Genomic DNA, 24,420 nt, shown 5'->3' with positions numbered 1-24,420 from the left:
CCTGCCTCGAACAGCCCCTGTCCCTAACCACATTTCGCATCATTACCTAGCCCCATCCGCCCTCTACCGCGTCGACGGGGCCGACTCCGACGCCAATGTACGCTACCGACCCGGAAGGGCACCATGAACACCGTCAAGCCCGTCGCAAGCCCCGCGCGGAAGGAGATCCCATGTTAATGCAGGTCGCGGAGGGGGTGCTGGTCCACCAGAGCGAGCTCCTCCTGAACAACACCGTCGTCGTCCAGGGCCGGGCCGGCGTGCTGGTCATCGACGCCGGGATCACCGGCGGGGAGATGGCATGCCTCGCGAACGACCTTCGGGAGTTGGGCCAGCCCGTCGTGGCGGGCTTCTCGACGCATCCCGATTGGGATCACGTGCTTTGGGATGCCGCGCTCGGCGACGCGCCCCGGTATGGCACCGCCCGCTGCGCAGCCCTCATGCGAGACCTGCGCTTGAACGGGGACTGGAAGGCCCGCGTCGTCGGAGGGCTGCCGCCGGAGATCGCCCAGGACACGCCACTGGACCTCTTCGGGCTGATCACGGCCCTGCCCGCCGGGACCGCGCAGATCCCATGGTCGGGCCCCGAGGTTCGAATCATCGAGCACCCGGCGCATTCCCCGGGGCATGCGGCGCTGGTGATCGTAGAGCGCGGCGTTCTCGTGGCCGGCGACATGCTCTCCGACGTCTTCGTTCCGATGCTCGATGACTTCACCAGCACGAATGACCCGGTTGAGGAGTACCTGGTCGGACTGCGGATGCTGGAGGGCGTGGCGGACGAGGCGGTCGCCGTCATTCCGGGTCACGGCTCCATCGGCAAGGCCGGCCAGGTGCGCGCACGGATCGAATTGGATCGCGCGTACGTGCATGCCTTGCGCGACAGTTGTGATCCCAGCGACCCGCGCATCGGTCCCGCCGTTAGGCCCGGCTGGGAATGGGTGAGCGACATCCACGCCGGCCAAGCCCAGAGCGTCGCTCGGAGAAGCGAACGCGACGGGCACCCCAGCTAAAGGCCGCTTAGTGTGCTGAGCAGCACCTCGAGCACTTCGCTGAAGAGGATGCTCAACGCACCCAGCACAACACTGCTGAAAGCACACTTCCTGCGACGGGCTTTGCCGTCAACGGGCGCCTCGTTGCAGCCCGGAGGAGCTGTGCCGCGGGGCGCGATGACCGATGACCGGTGGCGGATCGAATGTCAATGTGCTCAGCCCGATGCGTTGCTTCGTCCTGCAAGAGAGGCGCCGCAGCCTATCGATGCGGGGTGCTGCCGATTGGGGTGAGGTCCTCCGGCGGGGAGGATCGGGGGTGTGGACAGTGTCCACACTTTGGGTCCCGGACTGGGCCGTACCGGTGCCGGACTGGGTCGGATTGCGGAGGTTTTCGGGGGAGTGGCGGATTTCCGGGGCCTGGAGTCCGGTTCGAGTCCCACTTCGGGCACATGTTTCCCCTAGTCAGGGGCCCTTTGGCTCCCTGACTGTGGACAGCCGGCCCAATTCTGCGGTCCGGGTGCTGGTTCTGGTGGCTGTTTTGGAGTTTTCTGGGGGCTGGGTGCCGCCTTTCTGTCGGGACGCCCGGTTTGGGCTCTCTTACTAGTTCATGGGGGAGCGGCTGTGTAGGTGCATGACTTCAGCGAAGTCCTCTGACCTGGCGGCTCAATGAAGGTTCCGCCCCGTGTGGTAATCAGCTTTTGTGACCTGTCCGCTTGTGGCTTTATCATCGGTCGGCCGCTGGACTGACCGCCCGACCTGGGCTATTCCGGCCCGCCCCTAGGCGGGCTCACCCTCGAACACCTTGGGCGATGGCTAAGCCGGCCTGGCATCGACTCGCTGCTACCCCGGTTGGTGCTGTGCAGTCCACAAGGACCGCTCGCGCTCGGCGAAGGCGCGGAAGGTCGTGGGAGGCCGCCCGGTGACGCCCTGCACGTCCCCGGTGAGGTACTTCGCGGCACCGACACGCGCCGTTGCGTGGATGATCGTGGTGGTGACCGCCATCGCCCGGTCCATACCGAGGTCTGCGCGCGCGTGACGGAAGAAACCGATGATGCCCGGATCGCGGTAGGAGATGGTTCTGCCGAGGACCTCGGACAGGATCCGCGCCACCTCTATGTAGGTGAGGGCTTCACTTCCTGTGGGAGTTAGGGCCTTGCTGTGGTGCTCGTGGGGAGCGGACAACACGATCGCGGCAACGGCCGCCACGTCGACGGCGTCGACGAAGGCCGTCCGGCCGGCGCCGGCGGGGACCAGGATCTGGCTCCGGTCACGGATGTCCTGTAGGAAGACTGTGCTCAGGTTCTGGTCGAAGTACGAAGGACGCAGGAAGGTCCACGACAGGCCCGAGCCTCGCAGCCAACGCTCGAGCCGGGCGTGTGGAAGGACCGAAATGCGGTCGGCGCCCTGCACCGACAGCAGTACGACGTGCTGCACACCGAGTTCCCGCGCGCGTTCGAGGGAGGGCACTATGTCCCGGACGACGTTGGAGATCCGCGGCGGCCGGATGAGGAACATGCTCTGGACGCCATCGAAGGCGCCCTGCCACGTTGCGGGATCCGTGAAGTCGAAGGCCACGGCATCGGGACCCGTACCGCCGCGGTTCGCGGAACGGACCGGTATCCCGAGGCCCTGAAGCCCGACAACCAGCGGGCGTCCGACGTTGCCGGTTGCGCCGGTAATCAGCACTGGAGTGGTCATGTGGCGAGCATAGACCCACCCGCCGCAGGAGGATCTCTGGCGGATCAAGCTGCCGGCAGCCGTCGGCTTCTTGGACCCTCGCTGCCGCTATGAAGGACCGGTATCGGTGTTCGTGCGAGAGGGCGCTTTCACCCAGCGCGGTGCTTGCCGCCAGGTGGTCCTTGGCGAGTGCTAGCTCGTACGCAGCGGAAGGTTCGGTCGTTATTGAAGGCCCAGTGGAGGGTTCCGGCGCGGCGCATGGCGTACAGGACGCCGATTGGCCGTCCGTCGGCGAGATCCCCCCGCAAGCCGGTCCCACCTCCCGGCGGTCCAGCATGAACCCGGCCAGTTGGAGGAGATGATGAACCGGTGATGCGATTGCTGCAGACCAGCGGCACCTGTCGCGGCTGCAGGGACTCAGGAGTAGTCGCAGGGCCGTGGCCTATTGGGCAGTCGGTCACTGGGAGATTCGTGACGTGATCTCACAAATTCTCGAATCACTGTCGATGTGGCCGGACCCCGCGTGTCGTATAAGTAGAGGGGTCGAGAACCGATCCCCGATGACCGAGAGGAACAGCTATGTCCCAGTACATGATCCTGATCTACGAAACCGAGACCTCGTACGCCGAGGCGCCGTCCGGGCTGATGGAGGAGATCAAGCGCGAGCACGATGCCTTCGCCAGCGGCGTGCCTGCTCTGGGTGCCAGCATGGTTTCCGGAGAGGCGCTGCACCCGACGACGACGGCCACCAGCGTCCGCGGCGGGTCCGAGGTGACCGATGGCCCGTTCGTCGAGACCAAGGAGGCCCTGGGCGGCTACTACCTTATCGACGCCCCGGATCTGGACACGGCACTGGCTGTCGCCAGGACGGTTCCGGCCCGCTTCGGCGGCGTCGAGGTCCGGCCCGTCATCGACTTCGGCAGCTGAGTTCAGGCCGGACGGGATGACCGGTCAGGACACGTCCACCGTTTCGGCCGTCGTCGCCGACGCGCACCGCCGCGAGTGGGCCTTCGTGCTCGCAGCGACGGTGCGCGTCACCCGCGACCTCGACCTCGCCGAGGAGTGCGTGCAGGACGCCTTCGCCTCCGCGCTCACGGACTGGCGCCGCACCGGTGTGCCGTCCCGCCCCGGGGCCTGGCTGACCACCGTGGCCCGACGCCGGGCGCTTAACGTGCTGCGCCACCGGCAGGTCGAGGCCAGGTATCTTCCCCTGCTGGTCGAGGACGAGGCCGAACCCGGTCCCGAAGACACCCTCGACGGCGGTGAGGCGGCATCGATCCCTGATGACCGGTTGCGTCTGGTGGTGACATGCTGCCATCCGGCGCTGGACCGTGCCGCCCAGGTCGCCCTGACGCTGCGGCTGCTGTGCGGCATGTCCACTGCCGAAGTGGGGCGGGCCTTCCTGGTCAGCGAGGCGGCGATGGCCGCCCGCATCACCCGGGCGAAGAAGAAGATCGCCGTTGCCCGTATCCCTTACCGGGTGCCTTCGGTAGCTGACCTGCCGGGCAGGGTCGACGCCGTGCTCCTGGTGGTACACAGCCTCTTCACCACCGGTCATACCGCCCCTGCCGGGGACGAACTGGTACGCCGCGACCTCGTAGAACGATCCTTCGAGCTGTGCCGCTTGCTGCGCAGGCTGTTGCCGCGCGACCCCTCCGTGGCAGGCCTGCTGGCCCTGCTCCTGCTCACCGATGCGCGCCGCGACACCCGCACGACACCCGAGGGACGACTGCTGCTGCTGGAGGAGCAGGACCGGATGCGCTGGGACCGCGCCGCCATCGCCGAGGGCGTGATCCTTGTCCGGGAGGCGTTGGGTGCCCGGCCGCCGTCGCGGTACGCGCTGCAGGCAGCGATCGCGGCCGTGCACGCGGAGTCGCCCAGCTGGCAGGAAACCGACTGGCGGGAAGTACTCGCCCTGTACGACGTGCTGGTGGAGCTGTGGCCCTCTCCGGTAGTGGCGCTCAACCGGGCCGTGGCCGTCGGATTCGCTCTCGGTCCTGCTGCCGGCCTGGCCGCCCTCGATGCCCTCTCCGGGGAACCGCAACTCGCGGGGTACGGCTACCTGCCGGCTGCGCGGGCGGATCTGCTCCGGCGGCTCGGGCGGAAGCGTGAGGCGCACTTGGCCTATGCCGAGGCGCTGCTGCTGACCGACAATACCGTCGAGCGTGCCTTCCTCGAGAACCGGCTGCACATGGTGGTGGAGGACGGGTGACACCAAATTTGTGCCCCCATAACTTTGGGAGGCGGCAGGCGTGGAATGAGTGAAACAATCACTCCCACCGCACCAACCCATCGAATCAGCTGCTTGCCACTCTGGTGCCCAAGAATGTCACTTTTGCCGCGCTTCAGCGGCTGCCGAACCCTGGTCCCGCTATCCGCACACTGAACCCATACGAATAATGGCGGATACCCCTGACGATGAGCGAGTAATAGGAACCAACAGTGCGCATACTCATTGGATCTAGCAGCCCGCAGAGCATTCATGCTCTCGTTACATCCAGCGACGCCGAGAAGGCTTCGTGGTCGACAGGCATCGCTCTCGTCCCCCAAACGCCCAGGCAAATCACGCTATCGACTGATGCAAACATGTTGGGCTCAGCATCGTGGCGCCTCGACAGTCTAAGCCTGATGAAAGACTTGGGCACAGCGGGACTTCCGCTGGAAGTTCCATCAGGCCCCACTGGCAAAACCAAGCAATTCCAAGGCCGCGCGTCCATCCGCGCTTGGGAGACTGCAGGCTCCCTGCACGTCGATCTCGAGCTGCCACATCTGGTGGCAGAAAATCAGGACCACGCGTCAGCCTCGTGGGAAGAAGTGGCCCCAGAAGCCCATATTCTGTTGGCGGATACACACGTCATGGGTAGAGCGGAGATGCTCATCTCGTTTCTGCGAGTTCGATACACCTGATCGAGACCCCGACGGCGGCGACTCAGCACAAGATTCTCCAGCTCCGCCTCTCGACAGTGGCACACGCAGGAACTTAAAGCGGATTCAAGGATAGTTCGGAAACGAATATGCGCCGTTGCCAGTAGACGCGCATGGATACATAAGCGCCGCTCTGTTGCTTTTTCAAGTGCAACATAAGTCTTCTTCAGTGCTTCGGTGATTTGTTTCAGCGTTCCTGGATCCCGGAGAGCGATGGCCTTTATGTCCCCATAGTCGTGAGCGCATGCACCCTCGAGGTCGCGGGGGAAAGTACGAGTCGACCGCGCTCGAGATTCTTATCTCGGACGAGCAGCGAGATGGTTGATCCGGGCCCGAAGCAGCATTCGACGGCGTCCTGCTCGCTAGCAGGGACGAGTGCCTGCTAGCTCACGCCTCCGACGGCACGATCTACAACATCCAATTCCCCGCTGGTACCCACTTCAATGAGTCAGGCGAACTCGCCATGGGGTTCGATGCGGTCCCGCTGGTTCAGCAGGTGTCCCTGGGTGGCGGATATAGCGAGGGGCCCGAGCTCACAGAATCCCTTCCGCCCCCGTGCAGAACGGGCGTCACCTTCATGGTCTACACGTCCTGAGGGCTCAGGACCACGCCCGTTGCAGGATCGGCGGATTCAACGCGGCAGTGAGGTTATCCCTCTGGCACGGATCCTGGTTTGAGACGTGAGCACCGCAGCTCTGCAAGAGGATCATCTCCCCAACGGCGGAGCTATCGAGCGGGGCCCGATCTTCTCATCAGTAGGATCAGGGAATGCTCATACGCCAGGTAACCGTGGACGATGTCGAAGGGGTACGTGGTATCAGCACGGCCTGCGGTCGCGATGTCTGGACTGCTGAGGCACTCCGATCAACACCAGGGCGAGTAATGGTGGTAGCAGAGCTGGACGGTCAGGCTGTCGGTGTAGCCAAGACCCACTTTCACGCACACCCTGACAACGAAGCTCCGGCCGGCCATTATTTGGGAGGCGTGATGGTCAGCCCCTCTCACCGGCGTCAGGGCATTGCATCGGCACTCACCCATGCGCGCCTGGAGTGGATATGGTCGCGCACCGACCAGGCCTACTACTTCGCCAACGAGCACAACACTGCCTCAATTCGGTTACACGAGACCTTCGGTTTTCGTCCTCTCGGTAGCTTCTCCACGATCCACGGCGTCACAGCTGACAACGGACAGTCAAGACTCATCCTTTTCGCAGCGTCCCGCTGAGAGATCCCTCAACGAACACTTATGGCTGCACCCTAGGCATCCCTACCTACTGCTGGCACCTAATCAGACCGATGGCCGTCAGCCGATGCTCCAGCGATGATTCTGGTGCTACCCGGTGAGCCAAGATCCAAGCAGCCTGCCCTGCTCCTCGGTCATCCAGAAGGTGACCTGCTGCTGCTGGCCGTCCGGGCCCTCGATGCCCAGGTTCACGGAGAAACCGACCTCACTGCCAATGGTCGGGCTAACGCCGAGTTCCCGCACCCGCGGCTCGGATGGAAGGTCGGGCCCCATAAGGATCGTGACCTTGACCGAACCCGCCGTCGCGGTCAGTGCTCCCGTGGTTGTGCCTGGGTTCGCCATCCAGCGGGTGCCTTCCTCCAGGCTGGACTTGTGCCCCTGACAGACAGGCACTTCACGATCCGAGTATGGCGCCAACGCGAAAGAGCGCGATGCAGTCTCTGGACAACGGAGTACTGAGCAAGCGGCCATGCCCGCGATCGTACTCCTGAATTTGGATAGGGAGTCCGGCACTCGAGAAGGGTTGAGGAGCGCGCGTAAGCGGATTTTTGAGCAGGTCACCCGACGATCAACGGAGGATGCCACGCCTATCCGATGTGGGGCCTCGGTGGCCGGATCGTCAGTTATCGGCTGGTTTGAATGGTCAGAAGCTCGCGGGCGTCGGCCGGCAGTGTACGCGCGTCACTTCCGTCGCGGTGCAGCAGTCCGCAGCCGTCGAGCTCGACCGTGATTATCGACCCGAGTTCATGCCCGCCCCGGCTCGGCCAGAGCGTCAAGAACATCATCGCCGACTCATCACAGGAGCGGGACACTGGCCCGGACGCGGCAATATCGGCCACCAACCGGGCGGTCGCCGTGTCGAGCGTTCCACCAGCAACGAATCGGCCTGTATGAAGCGTGCCTGTTGCCGGAGCGGCCACCGCCTCGTCCGGCTCCGACCCGTTCGACTCCGCCACGCCTGCCGGAGCGGACTCGACCGCATAACGGCACCAACGCATTCCATCTGTCTCGGCCAGCACCGTATCGGCTATCGGCGTGGGGGGAGCCGGTGACGCTCCGATGGCGCCCGAAGAGGAACCAGCCGATGGAATCGACAGCGGTATCCCCTGGGCGAAGGGAGCAGTCCATGCCGCCGCACATCCGCTGTCCAGGGCAGCGCGCGGTACAACCAGTGTTCGCTTCAAAGTCGTGGTGTCTCGTACGGACAGCCCGGCGAGGGCTTTGTGCACGCCGGGCTTCGTCTTTGCGCACCTGTCACGGGGGTAGTGCGCATGGACCGCCCGGCCGGCCGCATCGACGAGCCATAGCGGGGACACGAGTTCCATATCGGCCGTACACGGGCCAAGCCCGATTCAGTCATCCGGCTCGGCCAGGGCCGCTAAAAGTGGTGTCAGATCACCGGTGAGAGTGACAGCGGTGACGGCGCTCCACTGTCCTTCGTCATCCTCAACGTTGGCCATCTGATCGCAGCGAACGGCTGTGGTCGGGATGAAACCGGTCGGCACCCGGCCAGGGTCCGGCGCATCCGGAAGCTGTGACCCGGGTGGGTGGGTCGGGTCGGGAGGAACGGCCCAGCCGCCCAGATTCGGCGCGAGACAGTCGTATCCATCGACAATCTCGGCAGCGTCCCTGGGTTGAGCGTTGCCGCCGGGGGGCCCGCCGCACCCGCTCAGCAGCACTGACAAAAATGCGACGGCGAGCAGCACCTGGGTCAAAGCCAAGAACCCGTTCGTCGGATGCAGTGTACGCATGGCTTCACCTTGCAGGGGATGACCGGCCGCGTCGATAGTCGGGACACGTTCGTTATCGGAACGAAAGCCTGCACACACCGGAGCAAACAAGTTCTGCACAATTGCCGTCGGTTCGCCCGCCCGTGGGCGGATCCCCCATCACAACGTTCTCCGACCGACAGGTGCGGACTGCGCAGTTAGGGACGGACGTAGATTCGCGGGATGAACGACTTTGAACTCTCCGTCGGCGGCAAGGTTTTCCGCATCAGCGAGCAGGTTCATCGCCGGGTCCTACGAGCCAGGGGGAATCGGAGAGGGAGACTTCCGGATCACGCCCCAGCTCAACCTCGAGGCAAGGACCTCCCGTGAAAGGGTCTCTCAGCGGGCGCTTTCTCGGGCGGGCCATCGCGGCCGTGGAGCGAGCATCGTAGGCAAAGAAACCCACGACTATCTCCCTACGGCCATCAGTAGGATGAGGAACTGCGCTGATTGGGCCCGTCTCCGGGTCTTCTCAGGCGCTATGGTCTACTTCTAGCCCAGTTCGGTTGGGCTTTGAAGGCCATTCCGGGGGGACAGATAAAGTTCTGGCAACTTGCTCGAACGCTTCCGCAGCCACTGAAGACCATCCTGCGGCTGTGGGTTGTGGCCTTCGCGGCGGTGTTCCTCGGATTCATTGCCCTTGTGCTCTCTGGGTCGGAGGATGTGGCGCTCCGCGTTATCCCTTGGATGTTCGGCGGTCTTGGTGTGGTCGGTTTCCTGCTTGGGCTGGTGTTGCTCACCGACTTCCGCGGGTCAGCGCAGGCTTACGCGGACATGACGAAGAGGTACAAGCCCTTCGGTGTTGACTACTCACGGTCCCTGTTTTCACGGCCGGGCTTCCTCAGATTCTTTGGTGCGGCCTACATGCTGATCGGAGTTTGGTTCGTTGTCGTTTCGACTTTCTTAGCGACCGACGCCGCGGGTTGAGGCGATGAATATTCTCCGCTTCGTCTCACGGTCGTCACAGCCGCTGAAAGCGCTCTACATCCTCTTCATCGTCGTGTTCATCGCGGGCATGACCCTGGTCCTGCTGCGCGTCCCCAATGCCTCACTATTGATGTCCGGGGGGTGGTCCTACTCGGGCGGGACGGCTCGCGGCCCGCTCGCGCCGAGGTCGGTCAGGGACTGAGGTGTCTTGCCCACCAAGCCGGCGCTGATGATCGTGTCCCAGCCGGGCAAGGCGGCCAGCGTCAGCGCGGCACGGCGCAGCCACAGACGCGACCTTGAGGAGGGCAGGAACCACTGCGCGCTGCGGCGGCCGGCTTCCTGCTTGGCCTGGACGACCGGCTTCCAGGCCTGCTCGTATCGGATCAAGGCGTCCTCGACCAGGCCAGCGGCCATCAGCTGTTCGCCGAGGACGTAGGCGCCGGCAACCGCCAGTGAGGCGCCTTGGCCGGCGAGCAGGGAGACGGCCTGGCAGGAATCGCCGAGCAGGACGACGCGGCCGCGATGCCACCGTGGTACCTCAACTTGGGCGACCAGGTCGTAGTACAGATCGCGCGGCGGCGGACAGCTCTCCAGCGCGTGGGGTACGACCCAGTCGAGTGAGGAGTAGGAACGTTGCACCGCGGCGCGGGTGTCTGCCGGGATCGCCGCGACCGGGTCGCGGTGGACGGCGAACGCGGCGACCCGTCCGTCGCGCAACCCGTAGAACCCCATCCCACGATCGACCGTGTCGGTCAGGGCGTACCGGTCGCCGATGCGTCGCCGGATCAACGGGTCGTCGAAGACGTAGGCGGCTGTGTGGATGCCCAGATAGCGCAAGAACTGCTGTTCATCCCCGAAGACCATCTGACGGATTGTGGAGTGAATGCCGTCCGCGCCGACCAGCAGATCGACCTCCATGACAGTGCTGTCGGTCAGGACTACGTGGACGCTGTCTGGCAGGAGTTCCAGGGACGCGACTGTGCACCCGTAGCGCAGCTTAGCCCCCGGTGCGATCTGCTCACGCAGTACTCGTTCCAGATCGGGCCGCATCAGGGTCAGCAGCCGACCTCCGGCCAGTCGGGCTCCGCGCACGTAGTCGATACGTGCGCGGGGTCGTCCCGATGCATCGACGTAGGTCACCTCCTCGATCGGATAGGCGAGCTTGTGCAGCTGCGGAAGCAGACCCATCACCTCGGCCGCGTCATAGCCCAAACCGAAGAAGTCGAGCATGTACCCCTGCTCCCGGGGACGCGGCGTTCGTTCCACTACAGTGACCTCCCACCCGTGGGCGGTCAACCGCTGTGCCATCGCGAGACCGGCGATACCGGCTCCGCAGATCAGTGCTCTCATCGCCTCTCGATCCCCGCCTCCTCTTTGCCGTTGCCGGGGTCACCCAGCAGTCGGTGCAGCACGGGTCCGATCTCCCCCGTAATCATCGCCGGCTGTACAGCGCGGTGGAGCATCACACCGTCCAGCGTTGCTATCAGCACGGCGGCCGTCTCGGCAGGCGCCGGTGTGCCCTGCGCATCGAGCCAGGCCGTCAGGGCAAGGCGCACCTCGTCGAGGATGCGGCTGAGCTCCGCCCGCAACTGGGAGTCCCTAGTCGCCGCCAGGTAAGCCTCGACGAACAGGAGGGACCTCGAGTCCGTACCGTCGAAGTCCTCGAAGGACGCGAGCAGTTGCCCCACCGCCTTCTCCCCAGATTCTGCTCCTGAGAGTACAGGCGGGACCGCGGCCAGCACCTCCCTCATCACCCCGACAGCAGCCTGCCGGAGAAGCGACTGCACCGAGTCGAAGTGGTAGTGCACCAGCCCCGGGGCCACCCCGGCCTTCTGGGCCACGACCCGGGTGCTCACCCCACGCCAGCCGAGCAGGGGGATCAGCTCCGCGGCGGCCGCAAGCAACCGCCGACGGACCTCGACACCGCGCTCAGCCGACGTCGGCGAACTCATTCCTCCACCTTTGATTGGGCAACCACCTTGGGCATCTGCCCAAATAATAGCCTGCCCCCGCCTATAGCGGAAGATGGTGGTTCTGAAGCGGCCTCCAATTCACGGCTGTTCGACACCATCGGCCTCGAACCTGCTGTCCAACCAGTTGCATTCCTCCCTGGCAGTGCGAGCGTATTGAACTTAGTGCGGCTGTCGGGGAAGGCCTCTAGTGGGGAGACCCAGAGTGTGGACAGTGTCCACACTTTGCGTCTCGGACTGGGCCGTATCGGTGCCGGACTGGGCCGGATTGCGGATGTTCTCGGGGGAGTGGCGGATTCTCAGGGTCTGGAGTCCGGTTCGAGTCCCACTTCGGGCACATGTTTCCCCTAGTCAGGGGCCCTTTTGCTCTCTGACTGTGGACAGCCGGCCCAATTCTTCGGTCCGGGTGCCGGTTCTCGTGTCTGGGTTGGTGTTTGCTAGGGGCTGGGTGCCGCCTTTCTGTCGCGAAGCCCGGTTTAGGCTTTCTTACTCCTTCATGGGGGAGCGGCGGGGTAGCTACATGACTGTGGTGAGGCTTCTCCGACCTCACCCGTCGGCGGGGGGACGGGTCTCGCCAAATACCAGGATCGGTGCTGTCATGGAATCAGAAGCCCGGCTGGTTCTCCGAGGGGAGTGACGGTGAGCGGCACCAGTCCCGACCCGGTTTTTGCCCGGCAGGATCTGCGGAAGTCCCTGATCCTGATCGGCGGGTTCACCGCCGCCCTGTGCTGGTGGATCGGTCTGACCGGTTTCGTCAACAGCGGAGGCGGCGCCGCCGTATTTTTTGGCATTCCCGTTCTCTTGACCCTCGGAACGTTCCTGGCCGCGCGCAGGCGCAAACCCCGTGCCCCCAAACACCTCCAGAAACCCCGCCGCCGGCCGACAGTCATCCGCCTTCTACAAGGACCCAAAGAATCTTTGGCCATCATCGGAGTCTTCACGGCGGCACTGTGCTGGTGGATCGGTGTCGTGGGCTTCGTCAACGCCGACGGCGGCGCAGGAGTCTTCTTCACCATTCCGCTTCTGCTGACCCTCGGAACGCTCTGGGCCGCCCGCAACAGGCCCCCACGTATCACCCGCCGCCATTCCTAGCCGGTCGGCGTTTGTGTAGCGATTCCTCAACGGACGGTTTCGTGAGTGCGTTCACGGCGGCCGTGAAGCCATCATTGTGGACGCAAAGGTCGAAGAACTGGCATGAGACCAGAATGAGTATCGACCCGTTGGGTACCTGGCGGTAATGCCCCTTGTCAGTACCCGCGCCTGTCGATGACGAGCTGGTCATGGACCACCGCGAGCCCGGAGTGACACAGTCCAACCTGAAGTACCGGTGCGAGATTGTCGTGGGCATGAAGCTCCCATGCCCGTTCAGAACGGGTAACAGTCGATGGCCTCCCGCGGGGGAGCGCACTTCGGGTTGAGAATTGAAGTTATACGGCGGGAAGCGTGATCAACTTTGGTCTATGTCGGTGTACTCCGAAACCGTGATCGTCTTCAAGGATTTTTCGTAGACGTCAAGATCTACTGCTAGTGCGGTGCCCGTGGCTTGCAGGCGCTTGAATAGCCTCATCGCGAAAGAGATCAATTGGACGCCGGGCTCACTGAAGGTCAGTCCTGGGGTGAGCAGGTTGCTCGTGATAGAGGGAGGAGCTGTGGTTCATGTCAGTCCATTTCAGCCACCAGCACCGCTGCTCCGGGGCCGTGCAGTGTCCCGAGAGCTTCGAGGTAGGCCTTGACGAAAACAGGATGGTCGACCAGATCGAGGAAGAGATCGCGTTGCTGCAGAAAAGCGAGTGGGTGCGTCCGTGTTCGCGCTGCGGCTTCCATCACCTGATCATGGCGGCGGTCAACGACTGTGATGGGGATTCCTGATTCGTCGGTGCCTTCGGCATAGCGGGCCCATGTCGCGATGATTGCTGCTTCGTAGCGGACGCTTCGTCCAGCTGCCAGGTTTTCGCGGATGACCGGGACCAGCCATTTCGGAATGCGGTCGGAGCTCTCGGCGCACAACCGAGCAACGGTGTCGGCGACAGCTGCGTTGGAGAACCGTGAGATGAGCTTGTGCCGGTAGGCGTCAAGGTCCACCCCGGGCACGGGCCGAAGGGTCGGGGTGGCCTCCTGCTCCATGTAGGCCAGAAGGTACCGCGCGAAGGTGGGATCCTGGCAGACGTCATGGACGAGGCGGTAGCCGGCAAGGTAGCCGGGATAGCAGAGCGCCTGGTGGCCCACGTTGAGCAGGCGCAGCTTCATGAGCTCGTACGGCTCGACGTCCTCCACCAGTTGCACCCCTGCGTCTTCCCAGGCGGGACGGCCCTGGGCGAAGTGGTCCTCGAGGACCCACTGTTCAAAGTCCTCACACACCACCGGCCATGCGTCCTCCACACCGAAGTCCTCGGCGACTCGCTGTCGGTTCTCCTCTGTTGTCGCGGGCGTGATCCTGTCCACCATTGAATTTGGGAACGTGACATTATCCGCGATCCATCGTGCGAGGTCCGTGTCGCGGCGTTCCGCGAAGACGCTGAAGACTGCACGCACCGTGTCGCCGTTGCCCTGGATGTTGTCGCAGGACATGACGGTGAGACCCGGCAGCCCGCGTTGCCGGCGTCGGGCTAGCGCCTCGGTGACGAGGCCGAAGACCGATGCAGGTACGACGCCCGGCTCTAAATCGGCACGCAGGGCTGGATGGTCGGCGTCGACCTCGCCGGTCACGGGGTCAATGCAGTAGCCTCCCTCGGTAATGGTCATGGATACAATTCGGACACGAGGAGTTGCGAGGGTTTCAATGACAGCCTCAGGGTCATCCGGTGCAAAAAGGTAGTGCACGACCGAACCGATGACACGGGCGTTCTGGGTGCCGTCAGGAGCTTTCTCAACGAGCGTGTACAGACCGTTTTGGTTGTCCATGACCCGTTTCATGGCCAGGTCGTGGGGTAGGACGCCGACACCGCAGATCGCCCAGTCGTGGGCCTGCCCTTGGGACATGAGCCGGTCCAGGTACATGGCCTGGTGGGCGCGGTGGAACCCTCCCACGCCGAAATGCACGATACCGACGCTGAGCGCCGAGCGATCATACGTAGGTGCCGGCAGTTCAGCGGGGAGGGAAGACAGCGTTGCGGCTGAGAGCTGGGTCATTGCGCGCCTTTGCATAGTCGTCAGTGGTGTGGCTGATTGGATCAGGTGAGTTGCCAGTCGGACACGTCGAGGATGTGGTCCGCCCGGTGCCGTGTGGCGGCGATAAGTTCGGCGTTCGGCTCGTCCACGCGCCGAACCCATTCCTCCGCAGCTGCGGGTTCTTCGCCGAACAGGATGTGCTGTGCGAGAAGCTGGCGACGGCGAACGTCTGGGTCTACGTCGATGAACCAGATTTCGTCGAGCTGCTGCCGCGCTTCGCGCCAACCGGGCGCGTCGAGGAGAAGGTAGTTTCCCTCGCTGATCAGCAGTGATCAGCAGGGAGGCTGCCGGTGGAACTGGCAGGGCATTGGCTAGCGGTCGCTCGAGGTCCCGCTCGAAGGCTGGAGCGTAGACGACATGGTCGGGGCTCTTCCGGAGGCGGGACAGGAGGGCCGCGTAGCCGTGGGCGTCGAAGGTCTCAGGTGCCCCCTTGCGCTCGAGCAGTCCGAGTTGGGTGAGCGTCTGGTCCGCGAGATGGAAGCCATCCATGGGCACCTGCGCGAAGGCCCTCGGACTTAGCGCCTTGAGTGCGGCTGCGACGGTTGACTTGCCCGAACCGGATGCTCCGAAGATGCCCAGCCGGGTGCGGCGGCCAGCAGGCGATTGGGGGAGCAGGCGTTGGAGCTCACCGGCGTTGCCGACCCGGTTTACAACGGGCGTGGCGCCTCCGGCTCCGCCTTCGAGTCCGCCGGGATCATTCGCTGCTCGGATCATGCCAACAGTTTCCAGGGAACGCCTTCAACGGCTGCTACCTCGGACAGTAAGGGCGGGTTGGCGCCGGCCCGTGAGCAGGTGATTGCCGAGGCTGTAGCCGCGAATGACAGGAGCTGCTGTAGGGTCGGGCGATCAAGGGCTGCGAACAGGGACCGATTGTTTGTTCCCAGGACACCGCGCCACCCCAATCCGGCCAGGAGCGCGGCCATGAATGAATCTCCCGCGCCGACGGTGTCGAGGACATCAACAGGAGCGGCGCGTTCACTCACCTGCGCTGATGCGCTGGCGGCGAGGGAGCCCTGCCCACCGCGGGTAATGACGATGAGGCCGGTCCCAAGGCTTAACCACGCATCCATGACGTGTGTCAGTTCCGTTCCCGGGTACAGCCAGGCCAGATCTTCGTCGCTTGCCTTCACGATGTCGCTCAGGGCCACGAATCGTTCCACTGCATCGCGTGCCTCATCGCGGTTTGGTGTGACGGTGGGCCTGCAGTTCGGGTCGAAACTGATGGTGCTGGTGGGCCGGACCCGTTCGAGGAGCTCCAGAACGTCGTGGCAGCCCGGTGCCAGGACGGTTGCGATCGATCCCGTATGGAAGTGCGTGGGTGCCGCAATGCGTTCAGCGTCAGCCGGCGTGGAGAGGTCCCATGAGATGTCGAAGGAATAGGTGGCGGCCCCGTCGGTGCCGATGTGCGCACTGGCAGTGCTGGTGCGCACAGTCCCGGCGTTGACGACGTCGACCCCGTTGTCCATGAGGTGATGCTCGATTGCCTGACCGTGGCGGTCGTCGCCGAACGCGGTCACCAGGGTGGTGGGCATACCGAGCCGGGCCGTCCCGACTGCCACGTTCATCGGGCTTCCGCCGGGGTGTTCGACGGCGGTCTGCCGGGTGTCATCGTGGACGACGTCGACGAGTGATTCGCCGATGACTACCATGCCGGGCACCTCCGGGTTCTGTTCCATCAGCGGCCGGGGTAGACGATTGCCTTGAGCTGGCCTGGCTGCTTGCCGGCCTGAAGGGCAGCCTCTGCCTGGGACAGGCCGAAGCGTCCGGTGACCAAGACATCGAGGTCCACTTTCCCGTCCGCGACGAGTTGGATGCCGAGCGGCCACGTGTTGGCGTAGCGGAAGACGCCGGAGAGCCAGATCTCCCGGTTCTGGATGAAGGAGACGGGAAGTTCGACGTCGTCCGCGCCGAGGCCGACGAGGATCACTTTGCCTGCCGGGCGGACCGCGAGGATGCCGGAGCGGACGGCCTGCGGTGCGCCGGAGGCGTCGATGAAGGCGTCGACGTCGAGTCCGTCCACGCTGTCGGTTCGCGCGTCGAGGGCGTGGGTCGCGCCATGTTCGAGGGCGAACGCGAGACGGTCTTCAGCGATGTCCGAAACGTAGATCTCGGTGGCCCCAAAGGCACGGGCGGCTTGGGCGGCAATGATGCCGATGGGACCGGCGCCGGCGATCAGGACCCGGCTGCCGGGCTTGATCTCGGCCCGTTCGCAGGCCCACAGCCCCACCGAGAACGGTTCGATGAGGGCGGCCGCCTCGTCGCTGACGCTGTCCGGGATGTCGAAGGCGAAGTCGCTTTGGATAGTCACATATTCGGCGAAGGCGCCGTCGACCGGCGGGGTGGCGTAGAACTCGATGTCCGGGCAGAGGTTGTAGCGGCCGGCCTTGCACTGCTTGCAGATGCGGCAGGGGCGCTGAGGTTCGACGGCGACGCGCTGGCCGATGCGGGCGGGATCAACGGCATTGCCGACGGCGGCGATCCGGCCGGAGAGTTCGTGGCCGAGGATCAGCGGGTGGTCCACCACGTAAGGGCCGATTCGGCCGTGCTCGTAGTAGTGGACGTCGCTGCCGCAGACGCCCACGGCGGCGACCTGCACCAGGATCTGGTCGGCGCCGAGCTGTGGCAGGGGCAGGGTTTCCATGGCCATGTCGCCCTGGCTCTTGAGAATGTTGGCCCGCATGGTGGAGGGAAGGCCGGCGCCGTTGGCAGGTGAGTGTGTGGTTGTTGTTGTCATCGAAGTAATCCTTGAGAAGAGTTTGTGGAACCGGGGGGGCTATTTCACGGCGCCGAGGGAAAGGCCCTGGACGAGCTTGTCCTGGGCGGCGAAGCCTGCGAATAGTACCGGCAGGGAGATGACGACGGCGGCCGCGCAGACCTGGGCGAGGAAGAGGCCCTGCCCGGAGACGAAACCGGTCAGGAAGACCGGGGCGGTGCCTGCCACCACGCCGGTCAGGACACGGGCGAGGAGCAATTCGTTCCAACTGAAGATGAAGCAGATCAGGGCGGTGGCGGCGATGCCCGGCATGGCCACGGGCGCAATGACTTTGCGCAGGATAAGCAGGAGGTTGGCACCATCAATCTGTGCCGCTTCGAGCATTTCTTCCGGCACCTCGGCCAGGAAGGACCGCATCATCCAGACGGCGATGGGCAGGTTCATGGAGGTGTACATCAGGATCAGGAACCAGATGTTGTCCAAGGCTCCTACGGTCCGGGCGAACAGGTAGAGCGGAAGGATTGCCGCCACCACGGGCATCATTTTGGTGGAGAGAAAGAAGAACATCACGTCCGTCCACTTCTTCACCGGCCGGATGGAGAGCGCGTACGCGGCAGGGAAGGCCAGGACCAGCACGAGGACCGTGGACAGGATCGAGGCGGTGGCGGAGTTGATCAGTGACGGCCAGGGACTGACGCCTGAGGTTTCGCCGAAGAACTCCCGGTACGCGTCCAGGGTGAGGTTCGCGGCGATGGAGGGCGGGTTCGTTGCGGCGTCGGTCTCGGAGTGGAACGAGGTGAGGATCATCCACAGGACCGGAACTGCGAAGAGCAGGGCCAGCAGCCAGGCCGCGATACCGGCGGCGGTGTTGTTGCGGGTGGGGTCCAGGCGTGCCTTGCGGCGACGTGGAGCGCGGCCGGTGTTCAGCGCGGTGGGACCGGGAGGTGTGCTCTGCGGCGCAGAGGGGGTGATTGTGCTCATCGTGCTGCCTCCTTCTTGAAGAGTGAGAAAACGGTGCGGAGTGCGAAGGTGGCCACGATGATGGTGCCGATGACCACGACGACGCCAGCGGCGGATGCCAGGCCGTATTCGTTGGAGAAGTAGAACGTCTGGTAGATGGCGTAGGGCAGGTTGGCGGTGCCCAGTCCGCCTGCAGTGAGGGTGAAAACGGCGTCGAAGTTCTGCACGATGTAGATGGCGCCGAGCAGCCCGCCCAGCTCCAGGTACTGGCGCAGGTGTGGCAACGTGAGGTGGCGGAAGATCCCCCACGGTGTTGCGCCGTCCATCTGGGCAGCTTCCACGGTGTCCATGGGCCGGGACTGCAAACCGGCCAGCAGGATGAGCATCATGAACGGGGTCCACTGCCACACCAGGGAGAGGATCACCGCCATCATGGGTGCCTGCGAGAGCAGATCCAGTTGAGGCGCCGCGACGCCGCCGAAAAGGGACCAGATCCAGGTGAGGATGCCGTTGATCAGCCCGTACATGGGGTTGAGCAGGGCATGCTTCCAGATGAGCGCTGCGGCCACCGGTACCACCAGGAACGGGGCGATCAGCAAGGTCCGGGCCAGGCCGCGGCCCATGAACTTTTTGTCCAGCAGCAACGCCAGTCCCAGGCCGATGAGCAGGCTGATCAGCACTACGGAGACGGTGAGAAGGATGGTGGTGAAAATTGCCTGGCGGAGGTCAGGGTCGGTCAGGACGGTGGCGTAGTTTTCCACGCCGGCGAAGGCGGTCTTGTCCGGGCTGAGGCTGTTCCAGTTCATGAACGAGATGATCAGCGTCACCACGAACGGGAGCTGGGTGACCAGGATGAGGAAGATCAGGGCCGGGAGCAGCGGTGCCCGCCGTGCCCAGGCTAGGGCACGTTCGCGCGACCCGGCGTCTCGTGAGGGGGTGGCATTGCGTCCCGGGCGGGAGATGCGCGCCGTTGCGGTAGTCATGATGTTCTCCTGCGGTTCGGTTAGGGCTGCTTGTACTTATCGGCGACTTTTTGGGCGGCTTCCTGGCCTTTGGCCAGCGCTTCGGCCACGGAGCCCTGGCCGGCGATGGCGGAGCTGACGCCTTGGGAGACGTTGGTGCCCAGGGCGGCGAATTCGGGGATGCCCACAAACTGGATGCCGACGGCCGGACGTTCCTGGACGCCGGGGTTTTTCGGGTCGGCGTTCTCGATGGCGAAGCGTTCAGCTTCGAAGAACGGAGCGGCGTTCTGGAACTCGGGGTTTTCGTAGGTGGAGATGCGTTTGCCGGAGGGAACCTTGGCCCAGCCGAGCTCGGAGGCAACGAGTTCCTCGTAGTCCTTTGAGCTGGCCCAGGCAATAAATTCTTCGGCGGCGTCCTGCTTTTTGGACGCGGCCTGCATGGCCCAGGACCAGGTCCAGAGCCAGCCGGAGGACTTGGTTTCCTTCACCGGGGCCTGGGCGTAGCCGATCTTGCCCTCTACTGGGGAATCTTCGGCTTCCAGGGCGCCCGCGGCTGAGGTTGCGTCGTACCACATGGCGACCCTGCTCTGGCTCATGTTGTTCAGGCACTCGGTGAAGCCTGCCTGTGCGGCGCCCGCTTCACCGTGCTCGCGGACCAGCTTGGTGTAGAACTCCACCGCTTCAGTGAATTCCGGGGAGTTGACCTGGGCGTTCCAGTCCTTGTCGAACCAGGTTCCGCCGAAGGTGTTGACGACGGTGGTCAGGGGCGCGAAGACCTGGCCCCAGCCTGGTTGGCCGCGGAGGCAGATGCCTTTCATGCCCGGTTCCGCGCCGTCCACCTTCGCCGCTATCTCGGCGACCTCATCCCAGGTGGGCTTCTGCGGCATGGTCAGGCCCTTAGCCTCCAGAATGTCCTTGCGGTACATCAAGAAGGAGGACTCCCCGTAGAAGGGTTCGCCGTACAGCTTGCCGTCTTCGCCGGTGAGGGATGCTGTGTAGGCGGGCAGGATGTCGTCCTGGTCAAACTCCGGGTCATCTGCCACATCGTCCAGCGGGGCGAGCCAGCCGTTGGCGGAATAGAACGGGATCTCGTAGTTGGAGAGGGATGCAACGTCATACTGGCCGGCCTGGCTGGAAAACTCCTGGCTGATCTTGGCCCGGACGTCGTTCTCAGGCAGGATCGTGTAATTGACTTTGATCCCCGTCTCCTTGGTGAAGTTGTCAGCGGTAAGCCGCTGCAGGTCCTCCATCTGGGGGTTGTTCACCATCAGGACACTGATGCTGTTCGGATCTCCGGCGGAATTGCCACCGCCGGCACCTACACAGGCCGAGGCACTCAGAGCGATGCAGAGGGCTCCGGCGGACACGACGGCAGCGCGCGTTTTCGGGCGCATAAAGGACTCCTTTGTTCTTCAAGGGTGCACAGTCACCGCATGTCGACTGTCGTGTCGATGCCGGACCAGGGCGAGGCGACTAAGACCGGGAAATCCGGTGGGCCGCGCTCTTGTTCCTCAACATTAGGGCTGTGAGGTAAGGCACAACTAGCGCTCTGGTTGCCTGTTCCTGATACTAATTTTCCCGCCCTTCACTCCAAGGCAGCCGCTACCCTAAGGGAAGGCGCCAATGAGCTGTCCAGATTTCATAATCAACGCCACATGGAGAACCATCATGAATGTCGGGGAGTCCAACGACGGAGCGACTACCCGGCTGGCCGAAAGACTGCTGGGAATGCGCGCCAACCGCGAAGTTATTCCGCCGGACCCGAACCACTCCGTCAAGTGGCACGAACACGACTACCCCAGCCCTATTGCGCGGTGGAACTATCATCCTGAGTACGAGATCCACCTCATCCGTAAGGGCACCGGAAAGTTCATCGTCGGTGACTACATCGGAACGTTTGAGGCCGGACACGTCTCGCTTGTAGGTTCAGGCCTACCCCACGACTGGGTCAGCGACCTGGAACCGGGAGAGGTGCTGGAAAACCGGGACGTGGTCATCCAATTCGACGGAAAGTGGGTCGAGCACACCGCCGCCCTCGTCCCCGAATTGGCCGAAGTCATACCCCTGCTCGACCAGTCCGCCCGCGGTATTGAATTTCTGGGACAGGCGGCCCGGAGGGCGGCCCTTTCCATGGAAGCCATGGGCGCTTCCGCCGGACTTGAACGGCTGCAGCATCTCATGGAGCTCTTCTCTATTTTGATGCGTGCGCCACAGGAAGAACGGCGCTACCTCGCCGACGAATGGTTTAGGCCCCGGCTGGACGGCCAGGCCGCAGCCGTGGTTGACATCGTCCTCGAATACGTCTTCAGCCACCACGCCGGAAGCCTCAAAATGTCCGACGCAGCAGCCCTGGTCGGAATGACAGAACCAACATTCTCGAAGTACTTCAAGCGCTCCACGGGCCAAACCTTCAGCGACTTGACCCGCAAGCTGCGCCTTGCACACGCCCGTCGGCTCTTGGAGCGAAGCGACAAAGCCATCTCAGACATCTGCTACGAAGTCGGCTTCTCAAACCTCTCAAACTTCAACCGGCACTTCCTCAATGACGCCGGAGAAACACCAAGGAATTACCGCCAGCGCGTCCGAAATGAGCTGTAAAAAGCCTGGCCCAGATCCCCGACGGGTTATGAGCGGGACTTGCTGCTCGCTTTGGACCTACAGGGGGTTGCTGCGTCACATCAGATGTTCGTAAGCGGATCCCTCAGCGGGCGCATTCTCGGGCCGGTACAAGGCGGCAGCGAGGTGATTTTCTGGCAGAAACCACGGGTTCGTAGGTGAGCACCGCGACGACCATCGACGACGAATTCACTTCTCCCGCCGTGGAGCCGGAACAGCCACAGGGCTCCGAAAGCCACCGGTGTGATTGTCACCGTCGTGCGCAGGATGAGCCAGGGTCTCGTGGTTCTGCCCGGTCATCATGAGAACGGCGATGCCTGTGAAGCCGTGTGCGGCCAGGACAATGCTGATAGACGTGTCGGGCACCTCGGTGATTCCGGGAATCGGAGCGATGTGGGTGGGGCATGAAGTGCCATCACCACTAGTTCGGTCAGCGCCGTCGCCGAGCATGGGCGAGAAGGAACTGACTCCGACGCCATTAGATCTGCGGCGTAGTATGCGTCTATCCAAGCAATATCTGCCCGTTCAAGCCAGAGGAGACCATGATGTTGCAAATCAGCGAGATGGACGACCGGGTCACCTTGAACAGCCAACTTTCCAATGAAGTGGGGCCCGTCGTTCTCATCAACACCTTCCGGGTCGCGACAGAAGACGCTGACCAACTGCTAGACGCCTGGGCTGCCGATGCCGCCTACCTGAAGACCAAACCGGGCTTCATCTCCACCCAGCTGCACCGAGGCATCGCCGGAAGCGGAGTGTTCCTCAACTACGCCATCTGGGAGTCGGTTGAGGCCTTCCGCAACGCCTTCGGCGATCCGCACTTCCAAGCCAAATTTGCCCAGTACCCCGACTCAACAGTTGCCTCACCCCACCTCTTCCAAAAGGTGGCGGTGTCGGGAATCTGTGTAGACCGGTAGTCTCCAGGAACGAGAGGGAGGGTGCAGTCCTCCCACAGCCCGCGATCCAGGCCAGCTGTCCGCTAGACGGCGGAGTCGCTGTGCCTGGCGGGGGCGGACGACTGAACCTCCTCCTCGGTGACGGGGAGACATGGGAAGCGCACTGGGCCGCCGGCGTTGGCTACTTCCGGCCAAAAGCGCGCGAGCTGATTTAGCATCTGGAGCTCGACCGTGGCCGGTACCGTCAGCCAGGACATCTGAGCGCGGAGCGAGCTGGGAACATAGGTTCCCCAAGTTGCGCCGCGGCCTCGACGCTTTGCGTCGCGCGAGCACGCGCAGGGGCGGACGGGGTATTGACCGGGGCTCATCGGCGCTCGCTGGTGAGGACCGATGACCGATGGCGGATCGGACCTGAGTGCGGCCGGTCCGCTGAGTGCGCTTCGTCCTGCAAAGAAGCGCCGCAACATGCAAGTGCGGGCGGATATCGGGAAAGGCCTCAGGTGGGAAAGTGGGGTTGTGGACAGTGTCCACAATCTGGGTGTCGGACTGTGCCGTACCGGCCCCGATTCCGGTCGGATTGCGGATGTTTTTGGGGGAGTGGCCGATCTCCGGGGCGTGAAGTCCGGTTTCGAGTCCCACTTCGGGCACATATTTCCCCTAGTCAGGGGCTCTTTTGCTCTCTGGCTGTGGACAGCCGGCCCAATTCTGCGGTCCGGGTGCCGGTTCTGGCGGCTGTGGTGGAGTTTTTCTGCGGGCGGGGCGCCTTCTTTCTCTTGCGAAGCCCGGGTTGGGCTTTCTTACTACTTCATGGGGGAGTGGCGGTGTGGCTACATGACTTTGGTGAGGGTTTTCTGACCTGGTCATCCTCCGCCGTACCTGCATTAGCCCTAGCTGGCTCCGTCTAGTCAGGAGTCAAGCACGCCGAACCGGCCGTTTGTTCGGCGTGCGGGGGTTTCGTCCCGATTGCTACGGAGCCGGCCCGTCATTCCTTTGAGGTGGATGCCACTGATTGGCCCGTTCGTTCAGGGCGGCGAGGCGCGCCGTTTCCATGATCCGTGTTCTGCGTGTTTCCGGACGTTTCGCTTGGACAATCCATTCCAGGATTCCACGTTGGGTGGACCTCGGAAACCTGTCCCAGTTGGTGCGGGCCGGTGCATATCGTTGGAACTCCGCTTCAAGATCATCAGGGACAACAAGGTCTTCAACCTGATCAAGAAGATTCCAGGACCCGCTTTCGACCGCCTCCGCGATTACCTGCTCCCCGGCTTCGGTCATCAGGCCTTCCCGCCGGAGCTGCTCCACACGGAGTTTGTTCGGGCGTGACCACGCGCTTCCGGGCTTTCGGGGCGAAAAGTAGAGAAGTGTCCGCTCGTCGTCGAGCTTTTGAGGTTTGCTGTCGACCCATCCGACAGCCAGAGCCTCGGACACGGCCTCGTCGTAGCTGAGCGCGGGTCGACCGGTGGCCTTCTTCCACGAAACAAGCCACGCGGACTCCTCGGTCTGATGATGGGCAATGAGCCACTGGCGCCACTGCTGACGGGTCTCGGCGTGGATTTTGGGAGCGGACGCCGGGTCTGCCATGGTCACCTTATTTCAGTTGCCCGCGTTC

22 protein-coding genes are annotated in these 24,420 nt (G+C 63.8%); 10 read left to right on the top strand and 12 right to left on the bottom strand.

All coding sequences use genetic code 11. The features are described from left to right. Positions 1-170: 170 nt before the first annotated feature. Positions 171-1,007: an MBL fold metallo-hydrolase gene (locus AC4D14_RS17550; protein WP_490903961.1), complete on the top strand. Its 837-nt coding sequence runs from the start codon at positions 171-173 to the stop codon at positions 1,005-1,007. An 819-nt stretch (positions 1,008-1,826) separates the two neighbouring features. Here AC4D14_RS17550 and AC4D14_RS17545 read toward each other — a convergent pair. Beyond that, complete coding sequence (locus AC4D14_RS17545) at positions 1,827-2,684, bottom strand: NmrA family NAD(P)-binding protein (RefSeq protein WP_490903960.1); 858 nt, start codon at positions 2,682-2,684, stop codon at positions 1,827-1,829. Positions 2,685-3,242: 558 nt separating this feature from the next. Here AC4D14_RS17545 and AC4D14_RS17540 point away from each other — a divergent pair. The 3 genes from AC4D14_RS17540 to AC4D14_RS17530 all read left to right on the top strand — a co-directional run bounded on the left by AC4D14_RS17540 (position 3,243) and on the right by AC4D14_RS17530 (position 6,812). After that, positions 3,243-3,590: a YciI family protein gene (locus tag AC4D14_RS17540; protein WP_490903959.1), complete on the top strand. Its 348-nt coding sequence runs from the start codon at positions 3,243-3,245 to the stop codon at positions 3,588-3,590. A gap of 16 nt (positions 3,591-3,606) precedes the next feature. After that, positions 3,607-4,875, top strand: coding sequence for an RNA polymerase sigma factor (locus tag AC4D14_RS17535; protein WP_490903958.1), 1,269 nt, complete (start codon positions 3,607-3,609; stop codon positions 4,873-4,875). Positions 4,876-6,356: 1,481 nt separating this feature from the next. Further along, positions 6,357-6,812 carry a GNAT family N-acetyltransferase gene (locus AC4D14_RS17530; protein ID WP_490903957.1) on the top strand — a complete coding sequence of 152 codons (456 nt, stop codon included), beginning with the start codon at positions 6,357-6,359 and terminating at the stop codon, positions 6,810-6,812. Between the two features lie 108 nt (positions 6,813-6,920). Here the strand turns inward: AC4D14_RS17530 and AC4D14_RS17525 are convergent, their stop codons facing one another. After that, positions 6,921-7,172, bottom strand: coding sequence for a hypothetical protein (locus AC4D14_RS17525; protein WP_490903956.1), 252 nt, complete (start codon positions 7,170-7,172; stop codon positions 6,921-6,923). A 1,010-nt stretch (positions 7,173-8,182) separates the two neighbouring features. After that, positions 8,183-8,581, bottom strand: a complete 399-nt coding sequence (locus AC4D14_RS17520; protein WP_490903955.1) for a hypothetical protein — start codon at positions 8,579-8,581, stop codon at positions 8,183-8,185. A 531-nt stretch (positions 8,582-9,112) separates the two neighbouring features. On the opposite strand from AC4D14_RS17520, the gene AC4D14_RS17515 reads away from it, so the two are divergent. Both AC4D14_RS17515 and AC4D14_RS17510 read left to right on the top strand, forming a co-directional pair. Then, entirely contained in the window at positions 9,113-9,526 is a 414-nt protein-coding gene (locus AC4D14_RS17515; protein ID WP_490903954.1) for a hypothetical protein, read from the top strand. A gap of 4 nt (positions 9,527-9,530) precedes the next feature. Further along, on the top strand, positions 9,531-9,728 hold the full coding sequence (locus AC4D14_RS17510; protein ID WP_490903953.1) for a hypothetical protein: 198 nt from the start codon (positions 9,531-9,533) through the stop codon (positions 9,726-9,728). Here the strand turns inward: AC4D14_RS17510 and AC4D14_RS17505 are convergent. Further along, positions 9,674-10,876, bottom strand: coding sequence for an FAD-dependent monooxygenase (locus AC4D14_RS17505; RefSeq protein ID WP_490903952.1), 1,203 nt, complete (start codon positions 10,874-10,876; stop codon positions 9,674-9,676). The two genes, AC4D14_RS17510 and AC4D14_RS17505, sit on opposite strands and share 55 nt — an antisense overlap. Then, the gene (locus tag AC4D14_RS17500; RefSeq protein ID WP_490903951.1) at positions 10,873-11,478 is read right to left on the bottom strand and encodes a TetR/AcrR family transcriptional regulator; all 606 of its coding nucleotides are present in this window, start codon (positions 11,476-11,478) and stop codon (positions 10,873-10,875) included. Before AC4D14_RS17500 ends, AC4D14_RS17505 begins: the two co-directional genes overlap by 4 nt. Positions 11,479-12,135: 657 nt before the next feature. On the opposite strand from AC4D14_RS17500, the gene AC4D14_RS17495 reads away from it, so the two are divergent. Continuing rightward, positions 12,136-12,588 (top strand): hypothetical protein, encoded by a 453-nt coding sequence (locus AC4D14_RS17495; RefSeq protein WP_490903950.1) that lies wholly within the window; start codon positions 12,136-12,138, stop codon positions 12,586-12,588. Positions 12,589-13,155: 567 nt separating this feature from the next. Here AC4D14_RS17495 and AC4D14_RS17490 read toward each other — a convergent pair. Continuing rightward, entirely contained in the window at positions 13,156-14,625 is a 1,470-nt protein-coding gene (locus tag AC4D14_RS17490) for a mannitol dehydrogenase family protein (RefSeq protein WP_490903949.1), read from the bottom strand. A 50-nt stretch (positions 14,626-14,675) separates the two neighbouring features. Between AC4D14_RS17490 and AC4D14_RS17485 the strand changes: the two genes are divergently transcribed. Further along, a complete protein-coding gene (locus AC4D14_RS17485; RefSeq protein ID WP_490903948.1) occupies positions 14,676-14,936 on the top strand; it encodes a hypothetical protein in 261 nt (86 codons plus the stop codon). A 438-nt stretch (positions 14,937-15,374) separates the two neighbouring features. Here AC4D14_RS17485 and AC4D14_RS17480 read toward each other — a convergent pair whose 3' ends face one another. Genes AC4D14_RS17480 through AC4D14_RS17460 form a run of 5 tightly spaced genes read right to left on the bottom strand, consistent with a single transcriptional unit; the run spans position 15,375 to position 20,693 of the window. Next, on the bottom strand, positions 15,375-16,340 hold the full coding sequence (locus tag AC4D14_RS17480; protein WP_490903947.1) for a carbohydrate kinase family protein: 966 nt from the start codon (positions 16,338-16,340) through the stop codon (positions 15,375-15,377). Further along, on the bottom strand, positions 16,340-17,398 hold the full coding sequence (locus AC4D14_RS17475) for an NAD(P)-dependent alcohol dehydrogenase (RefSeq protein WP_490903946.1): 1,059 nt from the start codon (positions 17,396-17,398) through the stop codon (positions 16,340-16,342). The genes AC4D14_RS17480 and AC4D14_RS17475 overlap by 1 nt, the downstream gene beginning before the upstream one ends. A gap of 39 nt (positions 17,399-17,437) precedes the next feature. After that, a complete protein-coding gene (locus AC4D14_RS17470) occupies positions 17,438-18,358 on the bottom strand; it encodes a carbohydrate ABC transporter permease (protein WP_490903945.1) in 921 nt (306 codons plus the stop codon). Beyond that, positions 18,355-19,320: a carbohydrate ABC transporter permease gene (locus tag AC4D14_RS17465; RefSeq protein WP_490903944.1), complete on the bottom strand. Its 966-nt coding sequence runs from the start codon at positions 19,318-19,320 to the stop codon at positions 18,355-18,357. The genes AC4D14_RS17470 and AC4D14_RS17465 overlap by 4 nt, the downstream gene beginning before the upstream one ends. 20 nt (positions 19,321-19,340) lie before the next feature. Then, positions 19,341-20,693: an ABC transporter substrate-binding protein gene (locus AC4D14_RS17460; protein ID WP_490903943.1), complete on the bottom strand. Its 1,353-nt coding sequence runs from the start codon at positions 20,691-20,693 to the stop codon at positions 19,341-19,343. 274 nt (positions 20,694-20,967) lie between these two features. Here AC4D14_RS17460 and AC4D14_RS17455 point away from each other — a divergent pair, with 274 nt between their 5' ends. Together AC4D14_RS17455 and AC4D14_RS17450 are read left to right on the top strand one after the other, a co-directional pair. Next, complete coding sequence (locus tag AC4D14_RS17455) at positions 20,968-21,897, top strand: AraC family transcriptional regulator (protein WP_490903942.1); 930 nt, start codon at positions 20,968-20,970, stop codon at positions 21,895-21,897. Between the two features lie 560 nt (positions 21,898-22,457). Continuing rightward, the gene (locus AC4D14_RS17450) at positions 22,458-22,832 is read left to right on the top strand and encodes an antibiotic biosynthesis monooxygenase family protein (protein ID WP_221411692.1); all 375 of its coding nucleotides are present in this window, start codon (positions 22,458-22,460) and stop codon (positions 22,830-22,832) included. Between the two features lie 945 nt (positions 22,833-23,777). Here the strand turns inward: AC4D14_RS17450 and AC4D14_RS17445 are convergent. Further along, a complete protein-coding gene (locus tag AC4D14_RS17445) occupies positions 23,778-24,392 on the bottom strand; it encodes a YdeI/OmpD-associated family protein (RefSeq protein WP_490903941.1) in 615 nt (204 codons plus the stop codon). Between the last annotated feature and the right edge of the window lie 28 nt (positions 24,393-24,420).

Source organism: Arthrobacter sp. TJ-254, assembly GCF_058269175.1.
The sequence above is the reverse complement of the archived record's forward strand: the minus strand, read 5'-3'. Positions and strand labels throughout refer to the sequence as shown.